We start from the raw sequence: 18096 nt of genomic DNA, 5'->3' as shown, positions 1-18096 counted from the left end.
TGAGATACCGAGCCGAACTCAGGCCTCGAAGCCACCTGAAATCGGCTCCCTTTCCCCTCTCCCCCTTGGGGGCGGTCCGACGTTTCGGGAGGGCTGGGGTGAGGGGGATCGATCCTGAGTACACGACAATCCTTAAGCGTTAACCCTCATCCCCTTCATCATCATCGCCACCATCAACCTTCATCCCCAATTCCTTGATCTTGCGCGTCAGGGTATTACGCCCCCAACCCAGCAACACCGCCGCATCACGCCGCCGCCCCGCGGTGTGCTTCAACGCCGTCTCGATCATGATCCGTTCAAATGCCGGCACTGCGCTGTCGAGCAAACTCGACTGGCCGCGCGCCAAGGCCTGATCGGCCCACTGACGCAGCGCCTGCTCCCAATTGGTCACCGGTGCCGAGTCCTGCGGCAGGCTCAACAGCTCCGGCGGCAAGTCGCTGATGTGCACCTCGCGCCCGGACGCCATCACGGTGATCCAGCGGCAGGTGTTCTCCAACTGCCGCACGTTACCGCCCCACGGCAGGTTTTTCAGGTACTCCTCGGTCTCGCTTTTCAGCAGCTTCGGCTCCACGGCCAGTTCTTGCGCGGCGCGGCTGAGGAAGTGCTTGGCGAGGGTCGGAATGTCTTCGCGACGATCCGACAGGCGCGGGATGTGGATGCGGATCACGTTGAGGCGATGGAACAAGTCCTCACGGAATTTGCCGGCGTGTACCAGGGTTTCCAGATTCTGGTGGGTCGCGGCGATGATGCGCACATCGACCTTGACCGGCACATGCCCGCCCACGCGATAGAACTCGCCATCGGCCAGAACTCGCAGCAAACGGGTTTGCGTATCCGCCGGCATGTCGCCGATTTCATCGAGGAACAACGTGCCGCCGTCAGCCTGTTCAAAGCGCCCGCGACGCAGATTCGCCGCGCCGGTGAACGCGCCTTTCTCATGGCCGAACAGCTCGGATTCCATCAGATCCTTGGGGATCGCCGCCATGTTCAGCGCAATGAACGGCGAGGCCGCGCGCGGGCTGTGGCGGTGCAGGGCGTGGGCGACCAGTTCTTTACCGGTACCGGATTCGCCGTTGATCAGCACGGTGATGTTGGAGTGGCTCAAGCGGCCGATGGCGCGAAACACTTCCTGCATCGCCGGCGCTTCGCCGATGATTTCCGGGGTGCGGGTCAGGGCCGGCACGACTTCCAGGCCTTGCTGCTCTTGCGCATGCTGATTCGCGCGCTTGACCAGCGACACCGCTTCATCAACGTCGAACGGCTTCGGCAAATACTCAAACGCACCGCCCTGATACGAGGCGACAGCGCTGTCCAGATCGGAGTGAGCGGTCATGATGATGACCGGCAACCGTGGATGCTGCTCGCGGATCCGCGCGAGAAGGTCCAGACCACTGGCACCCGGCATGCGGATGTCGGAAATGATCACGTCAGGCTGCTGACGGGCCAGACGACTCATCACGCCATCAGCGCTGTCGAAGCTCTGGGTGGTCATGCCTTCCTGCTGCAAGGCCTTTTCCAGAACCCAACGGATAGAACGGTCGTCATCGACGATCCACACGGTTTCACTACGGCTCATGTCGATGTGGCTCCTTGTTCCAGTGGCAGAAAGATCGAGAAAGTGGTGTGGCCTGGATGGCTGTCACACTCGATCAGACCCTGGTGCTGGCTGATGATGTTCTGGGTAATGGCCAGGCCCAGCCCGGTACCGTCCGGGCGTCCGCTGACCATGGGAAAGAAAATGGTTTCCTGAAGTTCCGCCGGGATCCCGGGGCCGTTGTCGATGATCTCGATCTTGGTCACCAGACGATGGCGGACGTGGCCGATGGTGAACTGGCGCATGGTCCGCGTGCGCAGGCTGATGCGGCCCAGGCGCAGCTCGTTCTGGCTGCTGATCGCCTGCATTGCGTTGCGCACGATGTTCAACACCGCCTGAATCATTTGTTCGCGGTCGATCAATACGTCGGGAATGCTTGGGTCGTAATCGCGCACCAAGGTGATGCAGCCCTGGCTTTCGGCTTCGACCAGTTGGCAGACGCGCTCCAGCACTTCGTGGACGTTGCACATCGCCAGCGATGGCAGCTTGTTCGAGCCGAGCATGCGGTCAACCAGATTGCGCAGGCGGTCGGCCTCTTCAATGATCACGTTGGTGTAATCGCGCAGGCTGTCTTCCGGCAGTTCGCGGGCCAAAAGTTGCGCGGCGCCACGGATGCCACCCAGCGGGTTCTTGATCTCGTGGGCGAGGCCGCGCACCAGCATCTTGCTGGTTTCCTGTTTGGACAGCTGCGCCTCTTCCTTGGTGATTCGCAGCAAGCGGTCACGCGGGTGGACTTCCAGCAGCAACATCGTGGCGCCGTTGCTGAGGATCGGCGTCACCGCGTAATCCACAGTAAGGGTTTGGCCGGTGAGCGCGGTGAGCATGGCTTCGCGTTTGGTGAACGGGTGCGCCTGCTCCACCGCCTGGCGCAGGGAATTGAGCGCCTCGGTGGATTCGGTGAACAGCTCGCTGATGAACTGCCCATGGCTGCGCTGCCCGCTGATGGCGAGCAGCATCTCCGCCGCCGGGTTCATGTACTCAAGGCGCAATTCGGCGTCGAGCAGGATGGTGGCGGTGGTCAGGTTGTCGAGCAGCAAACGGTGAATTGCGTCGCTAATGGTCATCGGAGCCTCTTTTGGGGGCGGAGCGTGCGCAACAAGCAAGCGTCAGTATCGGGAAAATGCAAAAACCAAACCAAGGCTCCGAAAAGAAGCGCTTAACCCGTGAAACAGGCGTTTGACGCTCGTTTGCGTGGCACAGGGCCAGCTCTCACGGGTAGTTTCGAACCAAAATGGGTTGGATTGTGGGTACGGTGCAGCCTGTTGCACCAATATAGTGCGCAAAACCGAGCGGCGTTAGAAGAAACGCAGGAAGGGGTTTTTTGGTTCGGGCGGTTTGTCTTTCAGTGGGCATTCCGGACGGATGCCGTAGTCGTCCTTGGTGCAGGGTTTGACCTGACGCTTCTGCGCAAGCGAGATGCGCAGCATATGGAAGGGCTGGTTTGCGGTGCGTTCGACGGTGCGGCCTTCGGTGTCAAGGATTTCCACGGAAAGGTTGTGGCTGCCACGATCAATGTTGTTCAGCGGGAACACTGGACTGAGGCCTGGCTCGCCCGTGGCCTGTCCGTCCAGTAGCAGGCGATAACGGTGACCTCGCTGTAGTCCGGGCTCGCTGGTGACGCTGACAATGATTTCACCTGCGCTGCTGCGAATCGTGGCATCGGGTTCAGGTATCAGAATGCGCAGCATGTCGTAATGGAATAGAGGCTGTTCGACGGATTTTTTCGCGGTGGTGACCGGCGCGGCGGCCGTTGGGTTGGGCGACATGCGATTGCTGGTTGCGATGGGCACTCGCTTGGCGTTGCCGCGCGGTTGGTCGGTGTAGACGCGATTGCCCTGCGCATCGGTATAGGTGAAGACCTCAGCCGATGCTTGCAGCGTCAGCAGTGCCAACACAGTGATAAGCCACGCGCGAATCATGGCTTGTGTACTCGCTGTACGCTAAGGGCCGCTGGCGGGCTCTGCTGAATGATCGTCTGCCCGTCGATCACTTGCACGGCGAGACGATGTTCGCCGCGATCCACGTTCACCAGTTGCAGGATCGGCACGTTGCTCGGCTGACCGTAGGGTTCATCGTCCAATACCAGTCTTAATTGATGCGGTGGCCGCAGGCGCGGTTTGATCAGCACGTTGACGGTGAACGTGCCGTTATTGGCGCGCAGGGCTTCTTCGGTGGGCAGGCCGGCGATTTCCAGAATCTCATAGACATCGCTGCGTGCCGGCTGGCGATTGTCCGTGCCAGAGGTGGCCGGTGCGCTGGGCGCCTGAGGCTCGACACGGTTGAGCGGCGGCAACTCCACGGGCTGCGCCTGCACGCCGTCTGGCGAGTGATCGCTGTAGACCGTGTTGCCATTGGCATCGGTGTACTTGTAGATCTGCGCGGCGGCGGGCAGGGCGATCAGCAGCAGTATGTAGATAAAGATGCGACCCATGAAATCGACCGGATTGAAAACGATGGGGTGCAGCATAGGACAGACGCTGCGGTTGGCCCAACTCGGTAAACATCCGGAGATCATTCAGGCGCCACAAATCCCCTGTGGGAGCGAGCCTGCTCGCGAATGCGGTGCGTCATTGGCGGTGATGGCGACTGATACGACGCCTTCGCGAGCAGGGATCTGCGTGACGCCATAAATCGCAGGCAATAGAAAAGGCCTCCCGAAGGAGGCCTCTTTCACTCACGCCGCGTAGCGCAGCGCTACCGGATCAGCAGCTGTAGTACAGCTCATATTCCAGTGGGTGTACGAAGGTACGGACCTTGATTTCTTCTTCGGATTTCAGCGCGATGTAAGCGTCGATGAAGTCGTCGGAGAACACGCCGCCCTTGGTCAGGAACGCACGGCCTTTATCCAGCTCTTCCAGAGCTTCTTTCAGGCTGCCGCAAACTTGCGGGATCTCTTTCGCCTCTTCAGGCGGCAGGTCGTACAGGTTTTTGTCGGCAGCGTCGCCTGGGTGGATCTTGTTCTGGATACCGTCCAGGCCAGCCATCAGCAGTGCTGCGAAAGCCAGGTACGGGTTGGCAGCCGGATCCGGGAACCGCGCTTCGATACGACGGCCACGTGGGCTGTTGACGTAAGGAATACGGATCGACGCGGAACGGTTGCGAGCCGAGTAGGCCAGCATCACTGGCGCTTCGAAACCTGGCACCAGACGCTTGTAGGAGTTGGTGGCCGGGTTGGTGAAGCCGTTCAGTGCCTTACCATGCTTGATGATACCGCCGATGAAGTACAGAGCGGTTTCGGACAGGCCGGCATAGCCTTCGCCAGCGAAGGTGTTCTTGCCATCTTTGGCGATGGACATGTGCACGTGCATACCCGAACCGTTGTCACCGTACAGTGGCTTCGGCATGAAGGTAGCGGTGCGGCCGTAGGCGTCAGCCACGTTGTGGACAACGTATTTCAGCGTCTGAACTTCGTCAGCTTTTTTCACCAGGGTGTTGAACTTGACACCGATTTCGTTCTGACCGGCAGTTGCCACTTCGTGGTGGTGAACTTCAACGGTCTGGCCCATTTCTTCCAGTGCGTTGCACATGGCAGTACGGATTTCGTGATCGTGGTCGAACGGCGGAACCGGGAAGTAACCACCTTTGATACCTGGGCGGTGGCCTTTGTTGCCGCCTTCGATGTCCTGGTCGGACATCCACGAACCTTGTTCGGAGTAGATCTTGAACATCGAACCAGAGATGTCGGACTTGAACTTCACTTCGTCGAAGATGAAGAACTCAGGCTCTGGACCGGCGAATACGGTGTCACCGATACCGGTGGTCTTCAGGTATTCCTCGGCACGGTGAGCGATGGCGCGCGGGTCGCGATCGTAACCTTGCATGGTCGACGGTTCGATGATGTCGCACACCAGGATCAGGGTGGCGTCTTCGGTGAACGGGTCGAGCACGGCAGTTTCGTCGTCCGGCAGCAGGATCATGTCGGAGGCTTCGATGCCTTTCCAGCCAGCGATGGAGGAACCGTCGAACATCTTGCCGACTTCGAAGAAGTCGTCTTCCAGCGCATCGCGAGCCGGCATGGTCACGTGGTGCTGTGTGCCTTTGGTGTCCGTGAAGCGCAGATCAATCCACTTGACGTCATGATCTTTGATGAGTTGAACCGACTTCGACATAGTGTCCTCCGGGTGAATTAGGGCTGGTAGTGGATGCCCTTAATAGTGGTGATGCCGGCGCGAATACTCTGCCAAGGCAACCTGCCTCACAAGGGAGCAAATTGCATGCCAGTGCCCCAGCATGGGTTTTTTGCCCCAAATTCACGCTTATTAAGGTGCGGAGCTTCTTAAAGCAGAAAATATCGCCCTTTAATGTAGCGTCACAATCTGCAAATGACCTGTTTTGGTGCATGCAAAACCTTCTGCACATTAACTGGTTAAACCTTGAGCAATTTCCGCTATAATCCGCGCCCCCCTTTTTCGGCTGGCCGTTCGCGCGCTGTTTTCATGAAACTAATCGTAAAAGTCTTCCCCGAGATCACCATCAAAAGCCGACCTGTCCGGACGAAGTTCATCCGCCAGTTGGCCAAGAACATCCGCACCGTGCTCCGTGACCTGGACCCGGCCGTGGTGGTGAACGGTGTGTGGGACAATCTCGAGCTGGAAACCCGCGTTACCGACCCTAAAGCCTTGAAAGAGATGGGTGAGCGCCTGACCTGCATGCCGGGCATCGCGCACTTCCTGCAGATCGACGAGTACCCGCTGGGCGACTTCGACGACATCACCGAGAAGTGCAAGCAGCACTATGGCGCTGCGCTGGCCGGGAAGATTTTCTCGGTGCGCTGCAAGCGTGCCGGCAAGCATACCTTCAGCTCGATGGACGTCGAAAAATACGTCGGCAGCAAGCTGCGTCGTGAGTGCGGTGCCGCCGGTATCGACCTGAAAGCGCCGGAAATCGAAGTCCGGATCGAAGTTCGCGACAAACGGTTGTTTGTGATCCACAGCCAGCACAACGGCATCGGCGGTTACCCGCTGGGTGCGTTGGAGCAGACGCTGGTATTGATGTCCGGCGGCTTTGACTCGACCGTTGCGGCCTACCAGATCATTCGTCGCGGCCTGATGACGCACTTCTGCTTCTTCAATCTGGGCGGTCGTGCCCACGAATTGGGCGTGATGGAAGTCGCGCATTTCATCTGGAAGAAGTACGGCAGCTCGCAACGCGTGCTATTTGTCAGTGTTCCGTTCGAAGAAGTGTTGGGCGAAATTCTCGGCAAAGTCGATAACAGTCATATGGGCGTCGTATTGAAGCGTATGATGTTGCGCGCGGCTTCCAACATCGCCGACCGTCTGCACATCGAGGCGCTGGTCACCGGCGAGGCGATCTCCCAGGTGTCGAGCCAGACGCTGCCGAACCTGTCGGTGATCGACTGCGTGACCGACAAACTGGTCCTGCGTCCGCTGATCGTGGCGCACAAGCAGGACATCATCGACACGGCCAACGAGATTGGCACCGCCGATTTCGCCCGGCACATGCCGGAGTACTGTGGGGTCATTTCGGTCAATCCGAAGACTGCCGCCAAACGCGGTCGCGTTGAGCACGAAGAGAAAGAGTTCGACATGGCGGTGCTCGAGCGTGCGCTCGAAAACGCCAAACTGGTGCCGATCGATCGGGTGATCGACGAATTGGGCCAGGACGTACAGATTGAAGAAGTCAGCGAAGCACTGGCCGGCCAGATCGTGATCGACATCCGTCACCCGGATGCCGCCGAGGATGAGCCGCTGGAACTCGCTGGCGTAGAAGTACAGACGATGCCGTTCTACGCAGTGAACGCTCGTTTCAAGGAGCTGGATCCGACTCGCCAGTACCTGCTGTATTGCGACAAAGGCGTGATGAGTCGCCTGCATGCTCACCATTTGCTCAGTGAGGGGCATGCCAATGTGCGCGTTTATCGACCGAGCTAAGTGCCCGGGGCTGTTTGCCTGTGGCCTGCGTCACCGGCCCCCCGACACCGCCGTCAAGCTGTAACGGCCATGCCGGACACTACTGCTAATCGCTGCCAAGACTTGTCAGCAAACCGAATCCTCTGATCGAGATACACAAGTGATCGAAAATCTACGCAACATCGCCATCATTGCCCACGTTGACCATGGTAAAACCACCTTGGTAGACAAACTCCTGCGTCAATCCGGCACTCTGGAGCGCAACGAGCTCAACGACGAGCGCGTGATGGACTCCAACGACCAGGAAAAAGAGCGCGGTATTACCATTCTGGCGAAAAACACCGCCATCAACTGGAACGGCTACCACATCAACATCGTGGACACCCCGGGCCACGCCGACTTCGGCGGCGAAGTTGAACGCGTAATGTCGATGGTTGACTCCGTTCTGCTGCTGGTTGACGCTCAAGACGGCCCTATGCCGCAAACCCGTTTCGTGACCAAGAAGGCTTTCGAAGCCGGCCTGCGTCCAATCGTGGTAATCAACAAGGTTGACCGTCCAGGCGCGCGTCCGGACTGGGTTCTGGACCAGATCTTCGACCTGTTTGACAACCTCGGTGCTACCGAAGAACAACTGGACTTCCAGGTTGTTTACGCCTCGGCCCTGAACGGTATTGCCGGTCTGGATCACACCGCCATGGCGGAAGACATGACCCCGCTGTACCAAGCGGTAGTCGACCACGTTCCGCCTCCGGCCGTTGACCGTGACGGCGCGTTCCAGATGCAGATCTCCGCTCTGGACTACAACAGCTTCCTGGGTGTTATCGGCGTTGGCCGTATCGCTCGTGGCCGCGTCAAGCCGAACACCCCGGTTGTGGCGATCGGTGCCGACGGCAAGCGCCGTAACGGCCGTATCCTGAAACTGATGGGTCACCACGGTCTGCACCGCATCGACGTTGAAGAAGCTGCAGCAGGCGATATCGTTTGCATCAGCGGTATGGACTCGCTGTTCATCTCCGACACTCTGTGCCACCCGGACACTGTCGAGGCGATGAAGCCTCTGACCGTTGACGAGCCAACCGTTTCGATGACCTTCCAGGTAAACGACTCGCCATTCTGCGGTAAAGAAGGCAAGTTCGTGACGTCCCGTAACATCAAGGACCGTCTGGACAAAGAGCTGCTGTACAACGTTGCGCTGCGCGTTGAAGAAGGCGACACCGCTGACAAGTTCAAGGTTTCCGGCCGTGGTGAGCTGCACCTCTCGGTACTGATCGAAACCATGCGTCGCGAAGGCTTCGAGCTGGCCCTGGGCCGTCCTGAAGTGATCATTCGTGAAGTGAACGGCGTTAAACAAGAACCGTTCGAAAACGTCACCATCGACATTCCTGAAGAAGCTCAGGGCAAGGTCATGGAAGAGATGGGTCTGCGTAAAGGCGACCTGAGCAACATGGTGCCGGATGGCAAGGGCCGTGTTCGTCTGGAATACAACATCCCTGCTCGCGGTCTGATCGGTTTCCGTAACCAGTTCCTGACCCTGACCAACGGTGCTGGCATCCTGACCTCGATCTTCGATCGCTACGACACCGTCAAGTCGGGCCACATGTCCGGCCGTCAGAACGGCGTTCTGGTTTCGGTTGAAACCGGCAAGGCACTGACCTACTCGCTGGAAACCCTGCAGGCTCGTGGCAAGCTGTTCGTAGAACACGGCCAGGAGATCTACAACGGTCAAATCGTTGGTCAGAACAGCCGCGACAACGACCTGGGTGTAAACCCAACCAAAGGCAAGAAGCTCGACAACATGCGTGCTTCGGGTAAAGACGAAACCATCGCTCTGGTACCACCTGTTCGCTTCACTCTGGAACAGGCTCTGGAATACATCCAGGAAGACGAGCTGTGCGAAGTTACTCCTAAGTCCATCCGTCTTCGCAAGAAGATCCTGGACGAAAGCGAGCGTACCCGCGCTGCCAAGAAAGCCAAGGCGTAATTTAGCCCGAGCTTGAAAAAACGCCCCCGGTCGCGAGACCGGGGGCGTTTTTGTTTGTCTGGGGGAAATGTGGATTGAGTCTTGAAGATCAAGAGCCCCTCACCCTAGCCCTCTCCCGGAGGGAGAGGGGACCGATCGAGTTGTTCTTTGACTTTGCATCGACCTGAGTAATCGAGTCGACCTCAGGTTTGGAAGCGACAGAGATCGGCTCCCTCTCCCTCGGGAGAGGGCTGGGGTGAGGGGCTGGGATTTAATGGCTACCGAAGAACTCAGCGTCGTTCAGAAGCGCTCAATCGCGCGGAAATTCTGCTCGCGCACCACTTCCTTCGGCTTATACGCGCAATACCCCGGACGCGGCCCGATCTTCGGGTGATTGCGGCAGGTATCCGGGCGCTTGTCATAAATGGTGCACAGGCGGCTCTTACGATCCAGGTAGTAGCAATCGTTGTTGCTCATGCGCTGCAGGGTGAAGATGCCGGACTTCTGATTGAAACGTTCAACCAGGCCTTCCTTCTGCAAACGCTTGGCGATGTTCTTCGGCGGGTCGCCCAGTTCGAACTCATCGACCACGCCGATGCGCACCAGATCCTTGATCTTCACCTCAACCGGCAGCGTGCAGCAGCTCGACACGCAGGAACCGCACATCGGGGCTGAGTATTTTGCCCACGTATCGAGACGGTCGATCTCGGCGGCGGCAATCAGGTTGGGCTTCATCATCGGGAGTTACCAGGCGTGTGTGCATCAGGGCGCGCGATCATACCGGGACTGGTGGATTTTTGAACAACCTTTCGCCAGATTTTTTCTGCATACAGGCACATTGCCGGACAATTCGGCACGGCCCCTGCATTCATTAGCTCACTCGCCAAGGTAATGCCGGGCTATCTCACAGTCTCAGGAAATACTGCCGAACCAGAGCCCTCACCGTCGGTCAGACCGTCTAGGCTCAGACAATTCCCGCTCGCTCGAGGTCCTATTGATGACTCAAGAACCACTAGTTCGCGAAGCAGAGGTGGCCGCATTCCGCGACGCCGTCCTGACCAAGCTCACCTACGCGGTGGGTAAAGACCCCGATCACGCCTTCGACCATGACTGGTTCGAAGCCATTGCGTTGGCGGCGCGTGATCACATGGTCGAACACTGGATGGACCACACCCGGCAGATCTACCGCAAAGGTCAGAAACGGGTGTATTACCTCTCGCTGGAATTTCTTATCGGCCGCTTGCTCTATGACAGCCTGAGCAATCTGGGTCTGCTCGACGTCGCCCGTGAAGCGCTGACCGAACTCGGTGTCGATCTGGAGCGCATCCGTTTGCTCGAGCCTGACGCAGCGCTCGGCAACGGCGGCCTCGGTCGTCTGGCCGCATGCTTCATGGAAAGCATGTCGACCCTCGGCATCGCCGGTCACGGTTACGGCATTCGTTACGAACACGGCTTGTTCCGTCAGGCCATCGTCGACGGCTGGCAGCAGGAGCAGACCGAGCATTGGCTGGATTTCGGCAACCCGTGGGAATTCGAACGGCCGGAAGTGGTTTACACCATTGGCTTCGGCGGCAGCGTTGAAACCGTGACCGATGTCTCTGGTAAATCCAAGCAAGTCTGGTCGCCAGCAGAAACCGTTCGCGCCATTGCTTACGACACGCCGGTGGTCGGCTGGCGAGGGGCGAGCGTCAACACCTTGCGTCTGTGGCGTGCCCGCGCCATGGAAGATCTGCACCTGGAACGCTTCAACGCCGGCGACCACTTGGGCGCCGTTGCCGAAGTGGCCCGCGCGGAAAGTATCTCCCGCGTGCTTTACCCGGCGGACAGCACCGAAGCAGGGCAAGAGCTGCGCCTGCGCCAGGAATACTTCTTTGTCGCTGCTTCCTTGCAGGATTTGCTGCGCCGTCACCGCAACATGCACACCTCGGTGCTGACCCTGGGCGATCACGCAGCCATCCAGCTCAACGACACCCACCCTTCGATTGCCGTCGCCGAACTGATGCGGCAACTGGTCGACGTCTATGACGTGGCTTGGGATGCGGCGTGGCAAGTCACCGTCGACACGCTGTCGTACACCAACCACACGTTGCTGCCGGAAGCGCTGGAAACCTGGCCGGTGGGCTTGATGGAACGCATGCTGCCGCGACACATGCAGATCATCTACTTGATCAACGCCCAGCACATCGATTCGCTGCGGGCCAAAGGCATTCACGATTTCGATGTGCTGCGTGCCGTGTCGCTGATCGAAGAAGACAACGGTCGCCGCGTACGCATGGGCAACCTCGCATTCCTCGGTTCGCACAGCGTCAACGGCGTGTCCGGATTGCACACGCAGTTGATGCGCAAAACCGTGTTCGCCGAACTGCACAAGCTCTACCCGGAGCGGATCAACAACAAAACCAACGGCATTACCTTCCGCCGCTGGCTGTATCAGGCCAACTCCGAATTGACCTCGATGCTGGTCGACGCGCTCGGCCCGGATTTGCTCGATAACCCTGAAGAGCGTCTGCTCGATCTTGAGCCGTTCGCAGAAAAAACCGCGTTCCGCAAAGCTTTCGCCGAGCAACGCCTGCACAGCAAAAAAGCGCTGGCCTATCTGATTCACGAACGGCTGGGTATCGCGGTCAATCCGGCGGCGATGTTTGATGTGCAGGTTAAACGGATCCACGAATACAAACGCCAGTTGCTCAACCTGATGCACACCGTGGCGCTGTATCAGGCGATTCGCGCCGAGCCGGAAGTCGACTGGGTGCCGCGGGTGAAAATCTTCGCCGGCAAGGCTGCGGCGAGTTATCACCAGGCCAAACTGATCATCAAGCTGACCAACGACATCGCGCGGGTGGTGAACAACGATCCGACGGTGCGCGGCTTGCTGAAAGTGGTGTTTCTGCCTAACTACAACGTCAGCCTGGCGGAAAGCATCATTCCGGCGGCGGACTTGTCCGAGCAGATTTCCACTGCCGGCTTCGAAGCGTCGGGCACCAGTAACATGAAGTTCGGCCTCAACGGCGCACTGACCATCGGCACGCTGGACGGCGCCAACGTGGAAATGTGCGAACGCATTGGCGCTGAGCACATGTTCATTTTCGGCCTCAGCGCGCAGCAGGTCGAAGCGCGCAAACAGAACCACGAGTTCAGCGCGTTGCCGGACATTGCCGCGTCGCATCGTTTGAACGATGTGCTGCAAGCGATTCGCAGCGGGGTGTTCTCGCCGGATGACACTTCGCGCTACACCGGGTTGATCGATTCGCTGGTGGATTACGACCGCTTCCTGGTCTGCGCCGACTTCGACTCCTATTGGGAAGCGCAGAAACGCGTTGAAGAGCATTGGCACGACAGCAACAACTGGTGGCGTTCAGCGGTGCTGAACACGGCGCGGATGGGCTGGTTCTCCTCGGACCGGACGATTCGCGAGTACGCCACGGATATCTGGAAAGCGCTGGAGTAACTTTCCACAACAAATGTGCGCAAGGCCCAACGTTTGTTGGGCCGGATCGATATACTGAGCGCCGGTTACCGGCAGCGCCAGTCACCACCAATCCAATGTGGGAGCGAGCCTGCTCGCGAAGCGGTTGTCATGTTAAACAGAAATGTTGGCTGACAAACCGCTTTCGCGAGCAGGCTCGCTCCCACTGGGTTTGTGCCTAGACTGAAGCAATCGCCGGACTCGCCCTGTCTTGGGGCTGCTTAGGGATATCGACCATGCAATGGATGTTCATGTTGATCGGGCTGGTGCTCGGCTGGCTGCTCGACGAGTCGTTCAGTGATGCGCTGTTGGGCGCGTTGCTGGGGCTGGTGATCGGGCAGACGATTCGCATTGCGCGGCTTGGCTCGCAGGCGGCGGCGCAACAGCAGCAACTTGAGCAGGCGAATGTCGCTTTGCAGGGCGTCGAGCAACGTCTGTTTCTACTGGAGGGCGCGCCGCTGCATGCCGCACCGCCACCAAGCGCAGCGCCTGTCAGCGAACCTGTTGTAGACCCCGTCAAAGTTGCCGAACAAGCTCCAGCACCTGAACTGGTCTGGGAACTACCGCCCGAACTCGAATCCATTCCCGCCGTCGCCAGCGAAACCAGTCAACCGCTGCCTGCTGATGTGTGGCGCCTCGACGCCGTCACGCCCGAGCCGTCAAACCCCGCCGAACCTCGTGGCCCGAACTTGATCGAACGCGGCATCAGCGCCGCGCGTAACTGGTTGTTCGGCGGCAACACCGTGCTGCGGGTCGGCGTGGTGTTGCTGTTCTTCGGTCTGGCGTTCCTGTTGCGCTATGCCACCGAAGGGATGGTTGTGCCGATCGAGGTACGTTACGCCGGTGTCGCGGCAGCGGCGTTGGGCTTGCTCGCGCTGGGCTGGTGGCTGCGACGGCGCAACAGCAATTATGCGTTGATGCTGCAAGGCACCGGGATTGCGGTGCTGTACCTGACGGTGTTTGCGGCGATGCGTCTGCACCCGTTACTTGATCCGTCCGCTGCGCTTGGCCTGTTGGTCGCGGTCACGGTGTTTTCGGCGATTCTCGCCATTACCCAGGATGCTTTGGGACTGGCGGCTGCGGCGGCATTGGGTGGCTTCGCCGCGCCGATCCTGACCTCGACCGGCGCTGGCAACCACGTCGCGCTGTTCAGCTATTTCGCGCTGCTCAACGCCGGCATTCTCGCCATCGCCTGGTTCAAGGCCTGGCGTCTGCTCAACCTGATCGGCTTCGTCGGCACCTTCGGCATCGGTTTCGCTTGGGGTTTGCGCTCGTATGCGCCAGAGCTGTTGTGGAGCACCGAGCCGTTCCTGATTCTGTTCTTCCTGATGTACCTCGCCATCGGTCTGTTGTTCGCTCGGCGCAAATTGCTCGATATGCCCGATGCGCCGGCGGACAGCAACCGCGAAGCGATGCTGCAGTGGTCGGCGCGCAAGGGCGATTACGTCGATGGAACGATGCTGTTCGGTCCACCGATCATTGGCTTCGGATTGCAGTTTGCGTTGGTCCAGCATCTGGAATTTGCGGCGGCGTTCAGTGCACTCGCACTGGGCATGATCTACATGGCGCTGGCCAAGGTGTTGATGAGCGGCCGGGCGGTGTTGCTGGGCGAAACCTGTCTAGCGCTGGGGGTGATTTTTGCCAGTCTGGCGATTCCGTTGGGGCTGGATGCGCGCTGGACCTCAGCAGCGTGGGCGGTGGAAGGTGCGGGGATTTTCTGGCTCGGTCTGCGTCAGCATCGACCGTTCGCCCGGGCGTTTGCCTTGCTGCTGCAACTGGGTTCCGCGTTAGCCTTCCTCAGTCAGTTGCGCGTTGGCGAAAGCAGTCTGCTCGACGGTGCGCCACTGGGCGCGTTGATGCTCGGTATTGCGTTGCTGTTCAGTTTCTATCAACTGCGCAAGGCCTCACCGGAACAGGCATCACCTTGGGAGCGTCAAGGCTTGCCGGTACTGGAGTGTCTGGGCCTGACCTTCCTCTATCTGCTGGCGCCGCTGTTTTTCTTCGTGCAGGCCACGGCAATCAGTTGGGCGCTGGCCGGGTTGGCGACTCTGTTCGTCGGTCTGCTGATTCAATCGCGTACGTTCCTGTTCAGCGCATTTGCCGTGCAGCTGCTCGGCGGCGCGTTGTTCCTGTTGCGTCTGCAAGGTGCAGGGGAAGATTCCGCCGCAGTGTTCAGCGCTGGCTGGAGCGGTTTGCTCAGCGCGTCGTTGATCGGTCTGGCATTGATCGCCGGCATGCTGCTGGCGGCTAGCGATGAAATGGTGCGCGGTGATGTGCGTCTGCTGCGCGGTTTGTCGGTGGTGTTGTTGGCCGGTCTGGTGCTGATCAATCTGGCGGTGCTGTTTGTACTGCCATGGCAAACGGCGAGTGCGGTGTGGGCTGCGAGTGGTTTGTTGATCATCTGGCTGAGCCTGTACCTCAAGCAGCGCGTGAGTTTTGTCTTTGGTCTGCTGTTGCAGTTGATCGGTGGCGCGGCGTTTTTGCTGGCCGGCCCCGAGTTGCTTGGGCCGCTGTCCAGCGAAGGTCTGAAGCCTTTGGCCCATGGCGGATTCTGGACGCCGCTGGTGCTGGGCCTGGCTGCAATGATCGGCGCGTGGCGCCTGCAACTGGGCAATCACGCCTCGGCATTCGATACGTTGAGCTTGCAGCGCTTGTCCGAAGTGTTGCTGGTGTGGGGCGCCGGTTGGTGGGCGTTGGCGTGGGTTAGTGAGGTGCTGCGTTTTGCTGCTCCGAATTTGCAAGGCACATTGCTGCTGTTGGTTGCAGCCGTCAGCGTGGGGTTGTGGACTGTGTTGGCGCTACGTTTGAAATGGCCGGCGCTGGGTGTGCTTTGCACTTTGTTGATTCCGGCGGCGGGTCTGGTGTTGCTCGCTGCCTGGCATCCGCGTTATCACCCAGCGGCCGATTTCGGTTGGCTGGCGTGGGCAGCAGTGTTCGCCGCGCATTTCTTCAGCCTGCGACGTTTGGCGCCGTTGCTGCCGGCGCGGGCCTTGAGCGCGGCGCATGTGCTCGGCTGCTGGCTGCTGATCGGCGTGCTGGCGCTGGAGTTGCGCTACGGTCTGCTGCTGTTGTCCGAGCAATACAACGCCTGGCGCTGGCTGGGCTGGGCGATTCTGCCAAGCGTTTATCTGCTGTTGGCGGCGGCACCGCGCAGTTGGCCGTGGCCGGTGGCGGCATTTCCTCGCGAGTACCGTTTGTACGCCGCTGCGCCGCTGGCGGTGTTGATGCTGGCGTGGTTCTGGCTGGCCAATGGCGTCAGCGATGGTAATGCCGAGCCACTTCCTTACGTGCCGCTGCTCAATCCATTGGAGCTGGGTTTGTTGTTCGCCTTGTTCGGCGTCTATGTCTGGTCGCGCAGTGCGATTTCGCAGTTGTCGATCCGTCAGGACTACGCCGATTACGGCACGCAATTGATCGCCGGAGTTTCGCTGTTCGCCTTCTGCACCGCGCTGGTCACCCGCGCCGCGCACCATTGGGCCGGGATCCCGTTCGAGCTGGATACGCTGCTCGCCTCGATGCTGGTGCAGGCCGGATTGTCCATCGTCTGGACGCTGATGGCGCTGGGGCTGATGATCGGCGGGCATCTGCGCCATCGTCGCGAAGTGTGGCTGATTGGCGCAGCATTGATTGCGCTGGTGGTGGCCAAACTGATTTTTGTCGAACTGAGCAACCGTGGTGGCCTCGCCCGGATCGTCTCGTTTATCGGCGTTGGCGTGTTGCTGTTGGTGGTCGGTTACTTCGCGCCACTGCCACCCAAACGCGTCGAAGCTGAACCGGCGGCGGACAAACCGGCCCCGGACACCGAAGGAGTTTCATCTTGAGTCGCATGCTGAATCTGGGTTGGTTGGCGTTGGGCGTGGTGATGGTGGCCGGTGCTCAGGAAAAACCGGCGGACTTCGCCACGCAAGTGCCGCTGGCGGTGAGCGGCAACGGCCCGTGGTATCGCCTCGAATTGCCGTTGAGCGTGCAATTGCAGGCGCGCCAGACTGATCTCAGCGACTTGCGCGTGTTCAACGCCGCTGGCGAACCACAGGCCTATGCTCTGGCTCGTGAATCGGCGCAGACCCGCGACGACGGCCAGTTGCACGAGGTGAAGTGGTTCCCGCTGTACAACGCCGCCGACGCCAGCGAACGCGCGCCGAACGTGCGCGTGCAATCGACCACCAACGGCACGCTGGTCGAAGTACAACCGTCCAGCCAGTTGGAGGCGGGCGAAGAAGTGCTGCGCGGTTGGCTGTTGGATGCGAGCGCGATCAAGGCGCCCTTGCAGCAATTGATCCTCGACTGGACCAGCGAGCGCGACGGCTTTCAGCGCTTCAGCATCGAAGCCAGCGACGACCTGCAACACTGGCAAGCGTGGGGCGAAGGGCAGGTGGCACGGCTGACCTTTTCCGATGAGCGCATTGAACAGCACGAAGTAACGTTGCCGGGGCAATCGGCGCGTTATGTGCGGCTGTTGTGGGAGTCGCCGAATTCGGCGCCGATCCTGACGGCGGCCCAATTGAAAAGCAGTGATCCGCGCAACGTTCCGCTGCCGTTGGTCTGGTCGCAGGCGTTGACCGGCAGCAGCGCCAAGGCCGGGGAATATACCTGGCAGCTTCCGATGGGGCTGAATGTCGAGCGCGTGCAGGTTGAACTGAAGCAGCCGAACACTCTTGCACCGGTGACGCTGGCGGGACGACGTGAAAGCAGTTTGCCGTGGCAGGAGTTGAGCAGCGGTTTGCTCTATCGCCTGGCGCAGAATGGTCAGGATGTGCAGCAGAACGAATTGCAGCTTTATGGGCAGACTGTGCAGCAGTTTAAGCTGAGAGTGGATGAGCGCGGCGGAGGGTTGGGTGAGCAGGCGCCGAGTCTTAAATATGCGGTGCGGGCAACGCAGGTGATTTTCCTTGCGCGCGGGGAGGGGCCTTACAGTCTGGCAGTGGGTAATCCAATGGTGAAAACGGCGAATCTACCGTTGGCGACGCTGATTCCGGATTTCAAGCCGGAGAAACTGGCGGCGTTGGGCAAGGCGTCGGTTCAGGGTTCGGCGGTTGTTACGCAGACTTCTACGGCGACGACTGCGGCGGTGGCCGAGACCAATTGGAAGAAGATCGGGTTGTGGGCGGTGTTGTTGCTCAGTGTGGTTTTTCTCGGGGCGATGGCGTTCAGCTTGTTGCGCAAGCCGCCAACCAACACCTGAGAATGGCTGGCGCTGTGCGCCATT

General features: G+C 59.7%; 11 protein-coding genes. 5 read left to right on the top strand and 6 right to left on the bottom strand.

All coding sequences use genetic code 11. From position 1 onward, the window contains the following. Positions 1 to 139 precede the first annotated feature (139 nt). From ntrC to glnA, 5 genes are all read right to left on the bottom strand, one after another. Positions 140 to 1576: a nitrogen regulation protein NR(I) gene (ntrC, locus tag ACOYXJ_RS07625; protein WP_003220781.1), complete on the bottom strand. Its 1437-nt coding sequence runs from the start codon at positions 1574 to 1576 to the stop codon at positions 140 to 142. Beyond that, positions 1573 to 2658 carry a nitrogen regulation protein NR(II) gene (gene glnL / locus ACOYXJ_RS07620; RefSeq protein ID WP_007909240.1) on the bottom strand — a complete coding sequence of 362 codons (1086 nt, stop codon included), beginning with the start codon at positions 2656 to 2658 and terminating at the stop codon, positions 1573 to 1575. The genes ntrC and glnL overlap by 4 nt, the downstream gene beginning before the upstream one ends. 231 nt (positions 2659 to 2889) lie before the next feature. Then, the gene (locus ACOYXJ_RS07615; RefSeq protein WP_102899551.1) at positions 2890 to 3513 is read right to left on the bottom strand and encodes a DUF4124 domain-containing protein; all 624 of its coding nucleotides are present in this window, start codon (positions 3511 to 3513) and stop codon (positions 2890 to 2892) included. Continuing rightward, positions 3510 to 4025, bottom strand: a complete 516-nt coding sequence (locus ACOYXJ_RS07610) for a DUF4124 domain-containing protein (RefSeq protein ID WP_460368743.1) — start codon at positions 4023 to 4025, stop codon at positions 3510 to 3512. The genes ACOYXJ_RS07615 and ACOYXJ_RS07610 overlap by 4 nt, the downstream gene beginning before the upstream one ends. 271 nt (positions 4026 to 4296) lie before the next feature. Then, on the bottom strand, positions 4297 to 5703 hold the full coding sequence (gene glnA, locus ACOYXJ_RS07605; RefSeq protein WP_016985745.1) for a glutamate--ammonia ligase: 1407 nt from the start codon (positions 5701 to 5703) through the stop codon (positions 4297 to 4299). A 327-nt stretch (positions 5704 to 6030) separates the two neighbouring features. On the opposite strand from glnA, the gene thiI reads away from it, so the two are divergent. Both thiI and typA read left to right on the top strand, forming a co-directional pair. Next, positions 6031 to 7485 carry a tRNA uracil 4-sulfurtransferase ThiI gene (gene thiI / locus ACOYXJ_RS07600; RefSeq protein WP_102899549.1) on the top strand — a complete coding sequence of 485 codons (1455 nt, stop codon included), beginning with the start codon at positions 6031 to 6033 and terminating at the stop codon, positions 7483 to 7485. A 139-nt stretch (positions 7486 to 7624) separates the two neighbouring features. Continuing rightward, on the top strand, positions 7625 to 9445 hold the full coding sequence (gene typA / locus ACOYXJ_RS07595; RefSeq protein ID WP_034153003.1) for a translational GTPase TypA: 1821 nt from the start codon (positions 7625 to 7627) through the stop codon (positions 9443 to 9445). 279 nt (positions 9446 to 9724) lie between these two features. On the opposite strand, the gene ACOYXJ_RS07590 is transcribed toward typA, so the two are convergent. After that, the gene (locus ACOYXJ_RS07590) at positions 9725 to 10162 is read right to left on the bottom strand and encodes a YkgJ family cysteine cluster protein (protein ID WP_007909261.1); all 438 of its coding nucleotides are present in this window, start codon (positions 10160 to 10162) and stop codon (positions 9725 to 9727) included. Positions 10163 to 10421: 259 nt separating this feature from the next. On the opposite strand from ACOYXJ_RS07590, the gene ACOYXJ_RS07585 reads away from it, so the two are divergent. The 3 genes from ACOYXJ_RS07585 to ACOYXJ_RS07575 all read left to right on the top strand — a co-directional run bounded on the left by ACOYXJ_RS07585 (position 10422) and on the right by ACOYXJ_RS07575 (position 18072). Next, on the top strand, positions 10422 to 12872 hold the full coding sequence (locus ACOYXJ_RS07585; protein ID WP_038359984.1) for a glycogen/starch/alpha-glucan phosphorylase: 2451 nt from the start codon (positions 10422 to 10424) through the stop codon (positions 12870 to 12872). A gap of 254 nt (positions 12873 to 13126) precedes the next feature. Continuing rightward, on the top strand, positions 13127 to 16711 hold the full coding sequence (locus ACOYXJ_RS07580) for a DUF2339 domain-containing protein (RefSeq protein ID WP_460368739.1): 3585 nt from the start codon (positions 13127 to 13129) through the stop codon (positions 16709 to 16711). Further along, positions 16708 to 18072, top strand: coding sequence for a DUF3999 domain-containing protein (locus ACOYXJ_RS07575; RefSeq protein ID WP_460368737.1), 1365 nt, complete (start codon positions 16708 to 16710; stop codon positions 18070 to 18072). Before ACOYXJ_RS07580 ends, ACOYXJ_RS07575 begins: the two co-directional genes overlap by 4 nt. Positions 18073 to 18096: the final 24 nt, after the last annotated feature.

This window comes from Pseudomonas sp. Tul2A7, assembly GCF_054790505.1.
This window is presented reverse-complemented; position numbering and strand designations above follow the sequence as displayed.

Coding starts and splice junctions, on each gene's coding strand:
- thiI (WP_102899549.1), top strand. CDS start 6,031: ATGAAACTAATCGTAAAAGTCTTCCCCGAGATCACCATCAAAAGCCGA.
- ACOYXJ_RS07580 (WP_460368739.1), top strand. CDS start 13,127: ATGCAATGGATGTTCATGTTGATCGGGCTGGTGCTCGGCTGGCTGCTC.
- ACOYXJ_RS07610 (WP_460368743.1), bottom strand. CDS start 4,025: ATGGGTCGCATCTTTATCTACATACTGCTGCTGATCGCCCTGCCCGCC.
- ACOYXJ_RS07585 (WP_038359984.1), top strand. CDS start 10,422: ATGACTCAAGAACCACTAGTTCGCGAAGCAGAGGTGGCCGCATTCCGC.
- glnL (WP_007909240.1), bottom strand. CDS start 2,658: ATGACCATTAGCGACGCAATTCACCGTTTGCTGCTCGACAACCTGACC.
- glnA (WP_016985745.1), bottom strand. CDS start 5,703: ATGTCGAAGTCGGTTCAACTCATCAAAGATCATGACGTCAAGTGGATT.
- ntrC (WP_003220781.1), bottom strand. CDS start 1,576: ATGAGCCGTAGTGAAACCGTGTGGATCGTCGATGACGACCGTTCTATC.
- ACOYXJ_RS07590 (WP_007909261.1), bottom strand. CDS start 10,162: ATGATGAAGCCCAACCTGATTGCCGCCGCCGAGATCGACCGTCTCGAT.
- ACOYXJ_RS07615 (WP_102899551.1), bottom strand. CDS start 3,513: ATGATTCGCGCGTGGCTTATCACTGTGTTGGCACTGCTGACGCTGCAA.